Below are 12,428 nucleotides of genomic sequence, written 5' to 3' on the forward strand. Positions count from 1 at the left end.
GGTCAGACTCTCGATGAATGCCATTGCCCGCCGCTCCCTCGGCCTGCTGTTCGGCGCCCTCTGCGTGCCCCTGACGGCGCTGGCCGCCGCCCCGCAACCGACCCACGAATTCAGCCTGGACAACGGCCTCAAGGTCATAGTCCGCGAGGATCACCGCGCCCCGGTGGTGGTCAGCCAGCTCTGGTACAAGGTCGGCTCCAGCTACGAGACCGCCGGCTCCACCGGTCTGTCCCACGCCCTCGAGCACATGATGTTCAAGGGCAGCCGCAAGCTCGGCCCCGGCGAAGCCTCGCGCATCCTGCGCGAACTGGGCGCCGAGGAGAACGCCTTCACCAGCGACGACTACACCGCCTACTACCAGGTGCTGGCGCGCGACCGCCTGGGCGTCGCCCTGGAGCTGGAGGCCGACCGCCTGGCCAGCCTGCAGCTGCCGGCCGCGGAGTTCGCCAAGGAGATCGAGGTGATCAAGGAGGAGCGCCGCCTGCGCACCGACGACCGTCCCTCCTCGCTGGCTTTTGAGCGCTTCAAGGCCATGGCCTATCCGGCCAGCGGCTACAGCATCCCCACCATCGGCTGGATGGCCGACCTCGAGCGCATGCACATCGACGAGCTGCGCGCCTGGTATCGACAGTGGTACGCGCCGAACAACGCCACCCTGGTGGTGGTCGGCGACGTCAGCGCCGCCGAGGTGAAGATTCTCGCCGAACGCTATTTCGGCGCCATCGAGCGCCGCGCGGTGCCCAGCGCCAAGCTGCCGCTGGAACTGCCGGCTGCCGGCGAGCGGCGCACCACGCTGCATCTGAAGACCCAGCTGCCGAGCCTGCTGATGGGCTTCAACGTGCCCGGCCTGGCCACCGCCGAGACGCCGCGCCAGGCCTACGCCCTGCGCCTGGCCGCGGCCCTGCTCGACGGCGGCTACAGCGCGCGGCTGTCCAGCCGCCTGGAGCGTGGCGAGGAACTGGTTTCCGGCGCCAGCGCCTGGTACAACGCCTTCGCCCGCGGCGACAGCCTGTTCGTGCTGAGCGCCACGCCCAATGTGCAGAAGCAACGCAGCCTGGCCGAGGCCGAAGCCGGGCTGTGGCGCGAGCTGGAGGAGCTGAAGAACAGCCCGCCATCCGCCGAAGAGCTGGCCCGCGTGCGCGCCCAGGTGATCGCCGGGCTGGTCTACGAGCGCGACTCCATCACCAGCCAGGCCACCAGCATCGGCCAGCTGGAGACCGTCGGCCTGTCCTGGCAGCTGATCGACCAGGAGCTGGCCGAGCTGGAAGCCGTCACCCCCGAGGACATCCAGCAGGCCGCCCGCACCTTCTTCGTCCGCGACCGCCTGAGCGTCGCCCATGTATTGCCCGAGGACGCTCGTCATGAGGAGTCTCGCCATGAAGACTGAGCACCTGCGCATCGCCCTGCTCGGCCTGGCCCTGAGCACCACCCTGGCCCTGAGCGGCTGCGACCGCCAACCCGATGAGGCCAAGGCGACCGCCAGCGCCACCGAGGCGCCGGCCAAGCTGGAATCGCTCGCCGAGCTGAATGGCCAGGCGCCGACCCGACGCAGCCTGGATATCCAGACCTGGCACACCGAACAGGGCGCCAAGGTGCTGTTCGTCGAAGCGCGCGAGCTGCCGATGTTCGACCTGCGCCTGACCTTCGCCGCCGGCAGCAGCCAGGACGACGGCGTGCCCGGCCTGGCCACCCTGACCAACGCCATGCTCAACGAGGGCGTGCCGGGCAAGGACGTCGGCGCCATCGCCGCCGGCTTCGAGGGCCTCGGCGCCGAGTTCGGCAACGGCGCTTACCGCGACATGGCGGTGGCCAGCCTGCGCAGCCTGAGCGCGAAAGAGCAGCGCGAGCCGGCGCTGGCGCTGTTCGCCGAGGTGCTCGGCCAGCCGACCTTCCCCGAAGAGGCCCTGGCACGGATCAAGAACCAGCTGCTGGCCGGCTTCGAGTTCCAGAAGCAGAACCCCGGCAAGCTGGCCAGCCTGGAGCTGTTCCAGCGCCTGTACGGCGATCACCCCTACGCCCACCCGAGCGACGGCAACGCCGAGTCCATCCCGGCGATCGAGCGCGAGCAGCTCGCCGCCTTCCACGCCCGCGCCTATGCCGCCGGCAACGCGGTGATCGCCCTGGTCGGCGACCTGTCGCGCGAGCAGGCCGAGGCCATCGCCGCGCAGGTCTCCGCCGCCCTGCCGCAGGGGCCGGCGCTGCCGCGCATCGCCCAACCGCAGCCGCCGACTCCCGGCCCTAGCCATATCGAGTTCCCCTCCAACCAGACCCACCTGATGATCGCCCAGCTCGGCATCGACCGCCGCGACCCGGACTACGCCGCGCTCTACCTGGGCAACCAGATCTTCGGCGGCGGCGGTTTCGGCACCCGCCTGATGAGCGAGGTGCGCGAGAAGCGCGGGCTGACCTACGGCGTCTACTCCGGCTTCAGCGCCATGCAGGCGCGCGGCCCGTTCATGATCAACCTGCAGACCCGCGCCGAGCTGAGTGAGGGCACCCTCAAGCTGGTCAAGCAGCTGCTCGCCGACTACCTGCAGAGCGGCCCGACCCAGGAAGAACTGGACAACGCCAAGCGCGAGCTGGCCGGCAGCTTCCCGCTGTCGACCGCGAGCAACGCCGATATCGTCGGCCAGTTGGCCAGCATGGGCTTCTACGACCTGCCGCTGAGCTACCTGGACGACTTTATGCGCGACGTCCAGGCGCTGAGCGTCGAGCAGGTCAAGACCGCCATGGCCAAGCACCTCGACCCCGAGGCGCTGTTGGTGGTGACGGCCGGCCCGACCGTGACCCAGCAGGAACTGCCGCCGCCCAGCGACAAGCCGGCCGAGCTGCCCAGCGCGGTGCCGCACTGATGCGCGGCCGCACTCCGCCCAAGCCGGCCGCCAAGCCCCACGGCGGCCAGGGCCAGCTGCGCATCATCGGCGGCCAGTGGCGCTCGCGGCGCTTCGCCTTCCCCGACGGCCCGGGCCTGCGCCCGACGCCGGACCGGGTGCGCGAAACCCTGTTCAACTGGCTGGCGCCCTATGTCGAGGGCGCCCATGTGCTCGATCCCTTCGCCGGCAGCGGCGCACTGCTGCTCGAGGCGCTGTCGCGCGGCGCCGCCAGCGGCCTGGCCTGCGACCTCAACCCGGCCTCGGTGGCGGCGTTGCGCGGCCATCTGGCGACGCTGCAGTGCGCTGACGGCGAGATCCAGCAGGGCGACGCCCTGCAACTGCTGACGCGGCCGGCGCCGCGGCGTTTCGATATCGTCCTGCTCGACCCGCCGTTCCACCAGGACCTGCTGCAGAATGCCTGCAAGCTGCTGGAAACCCAGGGCTGGCTGGCCGACGACGCCTGGGTCTACACCGAAAGCGAAACGGCGCCCTCGACCCTCGGCCTGCCCGGCAACTGGCGCCTGCACCGCGAGAAGCACACCGGCCAGGTGCATTACGCGCTGTGGCAGCGCAGCACTGCGCCCGCGTAGGGTAGACATCGATGTGGTGGACAAGCCCTTGGCATGCCTACCCTACAAAGCTGGAACCTGCGTAGCCTGGATGCAGCCCTTGGTTGGCCCGCCGAGGCTTCTGTTTTACCGGCAAAGCCTCTAGCCTGAAGCCCTGCTCACCTTTCGTCCTCGCCATGACCAACAGCTTTCAACCCGCCTGGTGGCTCCCCGGCCCGCATCTGCAGACCCTGTGGAACCCGCTGTGCCGCAAGCCGCCACACCTGGAGCGCAGGCGCGAGCGGTTGTGGCTGGACGACGGCGATTTTCTCGATCTCGACTGGCACGGCCCGCACGAGGCCCGCACGCCGCTGGTGCTGGTGCTGCACGGGCTGACCGGCAGTTCCAGTTCGCTCTACGTGCTCGGCCTGCAGCAGGCGCTGGCCGCGCGCGGCTGGGCCAGCGTGGCACTGAACTGGCGCGGCTGCTCCGGCGAGCCCAACCTGCTGCCGCGCGGCTACCATTCCGGCGCCAGCGAGGACCTGGCCGCTGCCGTGGCCCATCTGCGCGCGCAGCGGCCGATGGCGCCGCTCTATGCGGTGGGCTATTCGCTGGGCGGCAACGTGCTGCTCAAGTACCTCGGCGAGAGCGGCGCGCAAAGCCAGGTGCTGGGCGCGGTGGCGGTGTCGGTGCCGTTTCGCCTGGATCAGTGCGCCGACCGCATCGGCCTGGGCTTCTCGCGGGTCTACCAGGCGCACTTCATGCGCGAGATGGTCGCCTACGTCAGCAACAAGCAGCGCCTGTTCGCCGCCCAGGGCCAGGGCGAACGCCTGTCGGTGCTGGAACGCCTCGGCCCGCTGCACGGCATGCGCACCTTCTGGGACTTCGACGGGCGCGTCACCGCCCCGCTGCACGGCTATGCCGACGCCCAGGACTACTACCGGCGCGCCTCCAGCCGTTTCTACCTCGGCGCGATCCGCACGCGGACGCTGATCATCCAGGCCGAGGACGATCCCTTCATCTTCCGCCACAGCCTGCCGGAGGCCGGCGAACTGGCGCCCGGCACCGAGTTCGAACTGCACGCCCGCGGCGGCCATGTCGGCTTCGTCGACGGCAGCCCGCGCCGGCCCGGGTATTACCTGGAACGGCGGATTCCCGAGTGGTTGGCAGCACTGGGCGCCTGACCTGCCGTAGCCCGGATGCAGTCCGGGCTAAGGGGGGCGTCACGGCGCCAGCCGATCACCCCAACACCTGCTCCAGCGGCACATGCAGGCGGCCGTACAGGGCTTCGACCGCCTCGCGCGCGGCGGGGGCGATATAGCCGCCCTCCAGCGCCAGCACCTGGTAGATACCGCGGCGCAGCATGTCCTGGCTGAGGTTGTCCGGGCTGGCGCCGGCGGTGCAGAGAAAGCGCACCCAGGAGGTCATGATGATCCAGCTGTTGAGCGTCAGCGCCTCGATCTGCGCCGGGCTCATCAGCAGGATGCCCGCCTCGACGAAACCCTGGTAGATCGCCTGGGCGCCCACCAGGCAGCGGCGAGCGAAGGCGCGGTAGCGCGCGGCCAGCTCGGCGTCGGCCTCCAGCAGGTGTTCGAGGTCGCGGTGCAGGAAGCGGTAGTGCCACATCGCCGCCAGCAGCGCCTCCAGGTAGAAGGTCTTGTCTTCCACCGTCAGCGCGCGGCCCTCGGGCCGGCGCAGGAAGCCGTCGACCTGCGCCTCGTACTGGGCGAACAGCTCGGCGATGATCGCCTGCTTGTTGCGGAAGTGGTAGTACAGGTTGCCCGGCGAAATCCCCAGGTGCGCGGCGATATGGTTGGTGGTGACGCTGCGTTCGCCCTGGCTGTTGAACAGCTCCAGGCTGGCTTGAACGATGCGCTCGCGGGTCTTGGGTGGCGCCATGGCGCGGCTCGGTCTCGTGGTGGGAAAGCGGCAAAGGTACAGGCAGAAACGCCCTGGGTGTTACCCCCAGCCCTCGATCGGCGCACCGCTGACCTTTGGTTAGGCTGCGGCAACGCCCTTGGCGCGCCATGCTATTTGACACATTAGAGCAATTGCTCTAAAAATCCAGCACGCCCACGCGCCCCGTCGCGCATCGCCCAGCTGGACCGTCGAGGAGAAACCCCATGGTCGCCGACATCGCCTACCTGCAGCACAGCCAACAGCAGATCAACCAGCTGGAACGCACCTTCGCCCTGCAACGCGCCGCCTTCGCCGCCAACTCCATGCCATCGGCCGAGCAACGCATGCAGTGGCTGAAATCCCTGCGCGAGCTGCTGACCCAGCAGCAGGACGCACTGGTGGCGGCGATCTCCGAGGACTTCAGCAACCGTTCGGCCGACGAAACCCTGCTCGCCGAGCTGATGCCCAGCCTGCACGGCATCCACTACGCGAGCAAACGCATCAAGCAGTGGATGAAGCCGTCGCGGCGCAGCGTCGGCCTGCAGTTCATGCCCGCCGCGGCCAAGGTCGTCTACCAGCCGCTGGGCGTGGTCGGCGTCATCGTGCCGTGGAACTACCCGCTGTTTCTCGCCATCGGCCCGCTGGTTGGCGCGCTGGCGGCCGGCAACCGGGTGATGATCAAGATGAGCGAATCCACCCCGGCCACCTCGCAGCTGGTCAAGGACCTGCTGGCGCGCATCTTCCCCGAGGATCTGGTCAGCGTCGCCCTGGGCGAGGCGGAAGTCGGCATGGCCTTCTCCAAGCTGCCGTTCGACCACCTGCTGTTCACCGGCGCCACCAGCATCGGCCGGCACGTGATGCGCGCCGCCGCCGAGAACCTCACCCCGGTGACCCTGGAGCTGGGCGGCAAGTCGCCGGCCATCGTTTCGGCCGACGTGCCGCTGGAGCACGCCGCCGAGCGCATCGCCTTCGGCAAGACCCTCAACGCCGGGCAGACCTGCGTGGCGCCTGACTATGTGCTGGTGCCCAGAGACCGGGTGGAGGGCTTCGTCGCCGCCTACCGTGACGTGGTGCAGCGCTTCTACCCGGCGCTCAAGGACAACCCCGACTACACCGCGATCATCAACGAGCGCCAGCTGACGCGTCTGACCGGCTACCTGCAGGACGCCGAGGCCAAGGGCGCGCGCATCGTCGCGCTGTACCCCGAGGCTCAGGGCCGGCGCCTGCCGCAGAGCCTGGTGCTCGACGTCAACGACGAGATGAAGCTGATGCAGGACGAGATCTTCGGCCCGCTGCTGCCGGTGTTGCCCTACGACCGCCTGGAAGACGCCTTCGCCTACGTCAACGCACGGCCACGGCCGCTGGCGCTGTACTACTTCGGCTACGACAGGCGCGAGCAGCAGCGCGTGCTGCACGAGACCCACTCAGGCGGCGTGTGCCTGAACGACACCCTGCTGCACGTGGCCCAGGACGACATGCCGTTCGGCGGCATCGGCCCCTCCGGCATGGGCCATTACCACGGTCACGAGGGTTTTCTGACCTTCAGCAAGGCCAAGGGCGTGTTCATCAAGCAGCGCTTCAATGCCGCGCGGCTGATCTACCCGCCCTACGGCAAGGCGATCCAGAAGCTGGTCTACAAGCTGTTCCTACGCTGATCCACGCGGGCAACGCCCGTTCCAAGCCTGGTGACAACAACAATGAACGACACCACCCTGAACGCGCCGCAGCTGTCGCGGCGCAGCCTGCTCAAGGTCGGCCTGCTGGGCACGGCGCTGCTCGGCACCGCCGGGCTGACCGCCAGCCTGAGCGGCTGTTCGGCCAGCACGCCCGCCAGCGGCTACCTGATCCTGCGCAGCAGCGATATGCCCTTTCTGCGCGCGCTGATCCCGGTGATGCTCGATGGCGCCGTCAATACCGGGCAGATGCCGCAGGCCGTCGACGGCACGCTGAAGAGCCTCGACAACAGCCTGGCGCACCTGTCGCCGGAGATGCTCAAACTCACGGTGCAGCTGTTCGACGTGCTCGCTCTGCCCGTCACCCGCGGCCCGCTGACCGGGGTCTGGGGCAGTTGGGACAACGCCAGCGCCGATGACGTGCGGCAGTTCCTCATCCGCTGGCAGAACAGCAGCCTGAGCCTGCTGCGCATGGGCCACGCCTCGCTGCTGCAGCTGGTGATGATGGCCTGGTACAGCCGGCCGGAATCCTGGGCCCATTGCGGCTACCCGGGGCCGCCTAAGGTCTAACGACCTGTCGCGGATGTCGTAGGGTGCGCCGCGCGCACCATGAAAGCGACGCGGGTACCTCGGTGCGCACAGCCTAGGCGGCCTCGCGACACACTACGGCCTGCGTGAATTACAAGAAGAGAGCCTGAAATGCCTGTACCCGATTTGTTCAAGCAAGGCCTTGCCAAGGGCTGGAAGACATACGACGGCTCGCGCCTGGAAAACGACCTGAGCCTGGAAGCCGATGTTGCCATCGTCGGCAGCGGCGCCGGTGGCGGCACCACCGCGGAGATACTCAGCGCCGCCGGCTACAAGGTGCTGCTGATCGAGGAAGGCCCGCTGAAGACCAGCGACGACTTCAGGATGCAGGAGGCCGAGGCCTACCCGTCGCTGTACCAGGAAGGCATCGGCCGCATGAGCAAGGACGGCGCCATCACCATCCTCCAGGGTCGCGCCGTCGGTGGCACCACCCTGGTCAACTGGACCAGCAGCTTCCGCACCCCACCGCAGACCCTGGCGCACTGGGCCGAGGTGCACGGCGTGCAGGGCCACGGTGCAGCATCCATGGCGCCCTGGTTCGAGCAGATGGAACGGCGCCTGGGCGTAGCCCCCTGGGCGGTACCGCCGAACGCCAACAACGAGGTGATCCGCGCCGGCTGCGACAAGCTCGGCTACCACTGGGCGGCGATCCCGCGCAACGTGCGCGGCTGCTGGAACCTCGGCTACTGCGGCATGGGCTGTCCGACCAACGCCAAACAGTCGATGCTGGTTACCACCATCCCCGCCACCCTCGAGGCCGGTGGCGAGCTGCTCTACCTGGCGCGCGCCGACAAGCTGCTGATCGAAGGCGACCAGGTGGTCGGTCTCGACTGCCTGGGCATGGACCCGCGCTGCGTGGCGCCCAACGGCAAGCGCATCCGGGTCAGGGCGCGGCACTACGTGCTGGCCGGCGGCGGCATCAACACACCGGGCATCCTGCTGCGCTCGGCGGCGCCCGACCCGCACCAGCGCGTCGGCCGGCGCACCTACCTGCACCTGGTCAATTTCTCCGCCGCGCAGTTCGAGCAGGTCATCAACCCCTTCTACGGCGCGCCGCAGTCGCTCTACTCCGACCACTTCCAGTGGGACGACGGCACCGCCGGACGCCTCTCCTACAAGCTGGAGGTGCCGCCGCTGCAGCCGGCGCTGACCGCCACATTGCTCGGCGACTTCGGCCGCGAGAACGCCCTGCGCATGGAGCAGTTGCCGCACACCAACGTGATGCTCGCCCTGCTGCGCGACGGCTTCCACGAAGACAGCGCCGAGGGCCGGGTCGAGCTGCGCGGCGACGGCAGCCCGGTGCTCGACTACCGGATGACCGACTACAGCTGGGACGGCGTGCGCCGCGCCTTCCTGAGCATGGCCGAAATCCAGTTCGCCGCCGGCGCCCGCGCGGTGATGCCGATGCACGCCGACGCCAGTTACGTGAAGACGTGGAAGCAAGCCAAGGACCTGATCGAGCACCTCGACCTGGCGCTGTACCGCACCCGCCTGGGCAGCGCCCACGTGATGGGCGGCTGCGCCATGGGCGAAGACCCGCGGCAGGCGGTGGTCGACAGCCTGGGCCGGCATCACCAGCTGGCCAACCTGTCGATTCACGACGGCTCGCTGTTCCCCACCAGCATCGGCGCCAACCCGCAGCTGTCGATCTACGGCCTCACCGCCAAGCTCGCCACCCTGCTGGGCGAACGCCTGAAGACCTGAGATGAGCAAGCTGATCGGCTTTCTGCTGCTGGTGGCGGGGGTCATCCACCTGCTGCCGCTGGTCGGCGTTCTGGGTGGCGAACGCCTCAACGCGCTGTACGGCATCGCCCTGGACGAGCCCAACCTGCAGATCCTCATGCGCCACCGCGCCGTGCTGTTCGGCCTGCTCGGCGCCCTGCTGGTCGCCGCGGCGTTCGTCCCGGCGTTACGCGGCGCGGCCCTGATCGGCGGGCTGGTCAGCGTGCTCGCCTTCCTCCTGCTGGCATGGAGCGCTCCCGTCTACAATGAGGCTTTGCGCCGAGTGGTGATCGCCGACTGGATCGCCCTGGCCTGCCTGGTGCCCGCACTCGTCCTACACCTGCGCAGCAGCTGAGCTGTCGTCACGCTTGGCCCTGAGGGAAGCGCTGCGCTACCATCCGACTCCTTTTCGACCCGCCAGGACGTCCCGATGAATCGAGTGTTATACCCCGGCACCTTCGACCCCATCACCAAGGGCCATGGCGATCTGGTCGAACGCGCCTCTCGGCTGTTCGATCACGTCATCATCGCCGTCGCCGCCAGCCCGAAGAAGAACCCGCTGTTCCCCCTGGAACAACGGGTGGAGCTGGCCCGCGAGGTCACCAAGCACCTGCCCAACGTCGAAGTGGTGGGGTTCTCCACCCTGCTCGCGCACTTCGCCAAGGAACAGGGCGCCAACGTGTTCCTGCGCGGCCTGCGCGCGGTGTCGGACTTCGAGTACGAATTCCAGCTGGCCAATATGAACCGCCAGCTGGCGCCGGACGTGGAAAGCCTGTTCCTCACCCCGTCGGAGAAATACTCCTTTATCTCCTCGACCCTGGTGCGCGAGATCGCGGCCCTCGGCGGCGACATCTCCAAGTTCGTCCATCCGGCCGTGGCCGCTGCGCTGAACGAGCGCTTTCGCCAGCGCTGACCAGCCCCTGTGGGAGCGGCTTCAGCCGCGAATGACTCGGCCGCTCGCGGCTGAAGCCGCTCCCACAAAGGCCGCGCCCACCGACTCCGCCTCTCGCTCAGCACATGGCGCGCCACCGCCCAATCCGGCACAATTCGCCTACCGTTGTCCGATAGTGTCGCGGCGTCCCGCCTCGACAGGAGTTGTTCCATGTCCCTGATCATCACCGACGACTGCATCAACTGCGACGTCTGCGAACCCGAGTGCCCCAACGGCGCGATTTCCCAGGGCGAGGAGATCTACGTGATCGACCCCAACCTGTGCACCGAATGCGTCGGCCACTACGACGAGCCGCAGTGCCAGCAGGTGTGCCCGGTGGACTGCATCCCGCTCGACGAGAACAACGTCGAGAGCAAGGACGAGCTGATGCAGAAGTACCGGATCATCACCGGCAAGGCCTGACCGCCCCCAGGGCGAACCGCCGCACGAGCGGTTCGCCGCCTGCCACACCCGCACGACAAACCAAGGCTGCTAAGCTTCGCCCTTTCCCCAGCCGCCTTCGGTAGATCGCATGTTGCGCCACCTCCTGCTCTCGACCCTGCTGCTCGCCGCCAGCCTGCTGGCCCAGGCCGCGCCGCAGCAGGCCGCCATCGCCACCGCTCACCCCGCCGCCACGGCCGCCGCGCAGCAGATGCTGGACGCCGGCGGCAACGCCTTCGATGCCGCGGTGGCGGCCAGCGCCGCCCTGGCGGTGGTCGAGCCCTATGGCTCGGGCCTCGGCGGCGGCGGCTTCTTCCTCCTGCGCACGGCCGGCGACCGGCCGAGCTACGACTTTCTCGATGCCCGCGAGCGCGCGCCGCTGCAGGCCAAGGCCGATATGTACCAGCGCCAAGGCAAGGCGCAGCGCGAGCTGTCGCTCAACGGCGCTCTGGCCGCCGCCATCCCGGGGCTGCCGGCGGCGCTGGTGGAGCTGGCTGAACGCCACGGCCGCCTGCCGCTGAAAACCAGCCTGGCCCCGGCCATTGCCCTGGCCAACGAGGGCTTCGCCGTCGACCGCGTCTACCGCGAGCGCGCCGCCTGGCGACTGGCGGCGCTGCGCGACGATAGCGAAAGCGCGCGGCTGTTCCTCGACCGCGGCGAGGTACCGGCCGAGGGCTATCGGCTGCGCCAACCGGAGCTGGCCGCCACCCTGCAGACGATCGCCGCCCAGGGCCACGCCGGGTTCTACGCCGGCCACCTGGCCGAGCGCCTGGTCGCCGGCGTGCGCAATGCCGGCGGCATCTGGAGCCTGGACGATCTGAGGGAGTACCGCAGCGTGCGCCGCGCGCCGCTGCGTTTCCCCCTGGAGGACGGTCGCGAGCTGATCAGCGCGCCGCCGCCCTCGGCCGGCGGCGTGGCCCTGGCGCAGAGCCTGGCGATGCTCGGCCAGCTGCCCTGGCGCGAGGCCGAGCCGCTGCAGCGCGTGCACTATGTGGTCGAGGCGCTGCGCCGCGCCTACCGCGACCGCGGCCTGCTCGGCGACCCGGATTTCGTCGCCAACCCGCTCGAACGACTGCTCTCGCCCGGCCACCTGGCGGTGCTGGCCGGCAGCATCGACCCCGAACGCGCCACACCCAGCGCCAGCCTGCCGCCGGCCGGCACCTGGCACGAAGGCGACCACACCACCCACTTCGCCGTGCTCGACGCCGAGGGCAACGCGGTGGCCGCCACCCTGTCGATCAACCTGCCGTTCGGCGCCGCCTTCACCGTGCCCGGCACCGGCGTGCTGCTCAACGACGAGATGGACGACTTCGCCGCCGATATCCAGGGCGCCAACGCCTACGGCCTGGCCGGCAGCCAGGCCAACGCCATCGCCGCCGGCAAGCGGCCGCTGTCGTCCATGAGCCCGAGCTTTATCGAGAGCGACGCGGCCTTCGCCGCCTTCGGCACGCCGGGCGGCAGCCGCATCCCCAGCATGGTGCTGCTGGCCATGCTCGAATACCTGGACGGCCAGCCCATCGCGCGCTGGCCGGCGGTGGCGCGCTACCACCACCAGTTCCTGCCGGATGTGATCGAGCACGAACCGGATACCTTCAGCACCGCGCAGATCGCCGAGCTGCAGGCGCGCGGCCACCAGCTCAAGGCACTGGAGCGGCAGTACGGCAACCAGCAGGTGCTGCTGTGGGACAAGGTCAGCGGCGAGGTGCAGGCGGCCAGCGACCCGCGCGGTATCGGCGAGGCCATGCCCTAGGGT

The 12,428-nt window shown here is 69.3% G+C and carries 12 protein-coding genes; 11 read left to right on the plus strand and 1 reads right to left on the minus strand.

Translation table 11 applies throughout. The features are described from left to right. Nucleotides 1–13: 13 nt before the first annotated feature. The 4 genes from EA796_RS18330 to EA796_RS18345 all read left to right on the plus strand — a co-directional run bounded on the left by EA796_RS18330 (nucleotide 14) and on the right by EA796_RS18345 (nucleotide 4,605). Entirely contained in the window at nucleotides 14–1,387 is a 1,374-nt protein-coding gene (locus EA796_RS18330; RefSeq protein WP_122109642.1) for a pitrilysin family protein, read from the plus strand. Continuing rightward, nucleotides 1,377–2,852 carry a pitrilysin family protein gene (locus tag EA796_RS18335; protein ID WP_122109643.1) on the plus strand — a complete coding sequence of 492 codons (1,476 nt, stop codon included), beginning with the start codon at nucleotides 1,377–1,379 and terminating at the stop codon, nucleotides 2,850–2,852. The genes EA796_RS18330 and EA796_RS18335 overlap by 11 nt, the downstream gene beginning before the upstream one ends. Then, complete coding sequence (gene rsmD, locus EA796_RS18340) at nucleotides 2,852–3,463, plus strand: 16S rRNA (guanine(966)-N(2))-methyltransferase RsmD (RefSeq protein WP_122109644.1); 612 nt, start codon at nucleotides 2,852–2,854, stop codon at nucleotides 3,461–3,463. The genes EA796_RS18335 and rsmD overlap by 1 nt, the downstream gene beginning before the upstream one ends. 155 nt (nucleotides 3,464–3,618) lie before the next feature. After that, on the plus strand, nucleotides 3,619–4,605 hold the full coding sequence (locus EA796_RS18345) for a hydrolase (RefSeq protein WP_122109645.1): 987 nt from the start codon (nucleotides 3,619–3,621) through the stop codon (nucleotides 4,603–4,605). 55 nt (nucleotides 4,606–4,660) lie between these two features. Here EA796_RS18345 and EA796_RS18350 read toward each other — a convergent pair whose 3' ends face one another. Further along, a complete protein-coding gene (locus tag EA796_RS18350; protein WP_122109646.1) occupies nucleotides 4,661–5,320 on the minus strand; it encodes a TetR/AcrR family transcriptional regulator in 660 nt (219 codons plus the stop codon). Between the two features lie 224 nt (nucleotides 5,321–5,544). Here EA796_RS18350 and EA796_RS18355 point away from each other — a divergent pair, with 224 nt between their 5' ends. From EA796_RS18355 to ggt, 7 genes are all read left to right on the plus strand, one after another. Next, the gene (locus EA796_RS18355) at nucleotides 5,545–6,975 is read left to right on the plus strand and encodes a coniferyl aldehyde dehydrogenase (RefSeq protein ID WP_122109647.1); all 1,431 of its coding nucleotides are present in this window, start codon (nucleotides 5,545–5,547) and stop codon (nucleotides 6,973–6,975) included. A 42-nt stretch (nucleotides 6,976–7,017) separates the two neighbouring features. Continuing rightward, nucleotides 7,018–7,563, plus strand: a complete 546-nt coding sequence (locus EA796_RS18360; protein WP_122109648.1) for a twin-arginine translocation pathway signal protein — start codon at nucleotides 7,018–7,020, stop codon at nucleotides 7,561–7,563. Between the two features lie 129 nt (nucleotides 7,564–7,692). Beyond that, entirely contained in the window at nucleotides 7,693–9,285 is a 1,593-nt protein-coding gene (locus EA796_RS18365) for a GMC family oxidoreductase (protein WP_122109649.1), read from the plus strand. Nucleotide 9,286: 1 nt separating this feature from the next. Further along, entirely contained in the window at nucleotides 9,287–9,658 is a 372-nt protein-coding gene (locus EA796_RS18370) for a phosphopantetheine adenylyltransferase (RefSeq protein ID WP_122109650.1), read from the plus strand. Nucleotides 9,659–9,733: 75 nt separating this feature from the next. Beyond that, the gene (gene coaD / locus EA796_RS18375) at nucleotides 9,734–10,216 is read left to right on the plus strand and encodes a pantetheine-phosphate adenylyltransferase (protein WP_122109651.1); all 483 of its coding nucleotides are present in this window, start codon (nucleotides 9,734–9,736) and stop codon (nucleotides 10,214–10,216) included. 189 nt (nucleotides 10,217–10,405) lie between these two features. Next, nucleotides 10,406–10,657, plus strand: coding sequence for a YfhL family 4Fe-4S dicluster ferredoxin (locus EA796_RS18380; RefSeq protein WP_004373873.1), 252 nt, complete (start codon nucleotides 10,406–10,408; stop codon nucleotides 10,655–10,657). Nucleotides 10,658–10,766: 109 nt separating this feature from the next. Beyond that, nucleotides 10,767–12,425 carry a gamma-glutamyltransferase gene (gene ggt / locus EA796_RS18385; protein WP_122109652.1) on the plus strand — a complete coding sequence of 553 codons (1,659 nt, stop codon included), beginning with the start codon at nucleotides 10,767–10,769 and terminating at the stop codon, nucleotides 12,423–12,425. The last annotated feature ends 3 nt before the right edge of the window (nucleotides 12,426–12,428 follow it).

The sequence above is a fragment of the Pseudomonas sp. AOB-7 genome, from assembly GCF_003696305.1.
Lineage (GTDB): Bacteria > Pseudomonadota > Gammaproteobacteria > Pseudomonadales > Pseudomonadaceae > Aquipseudomonas.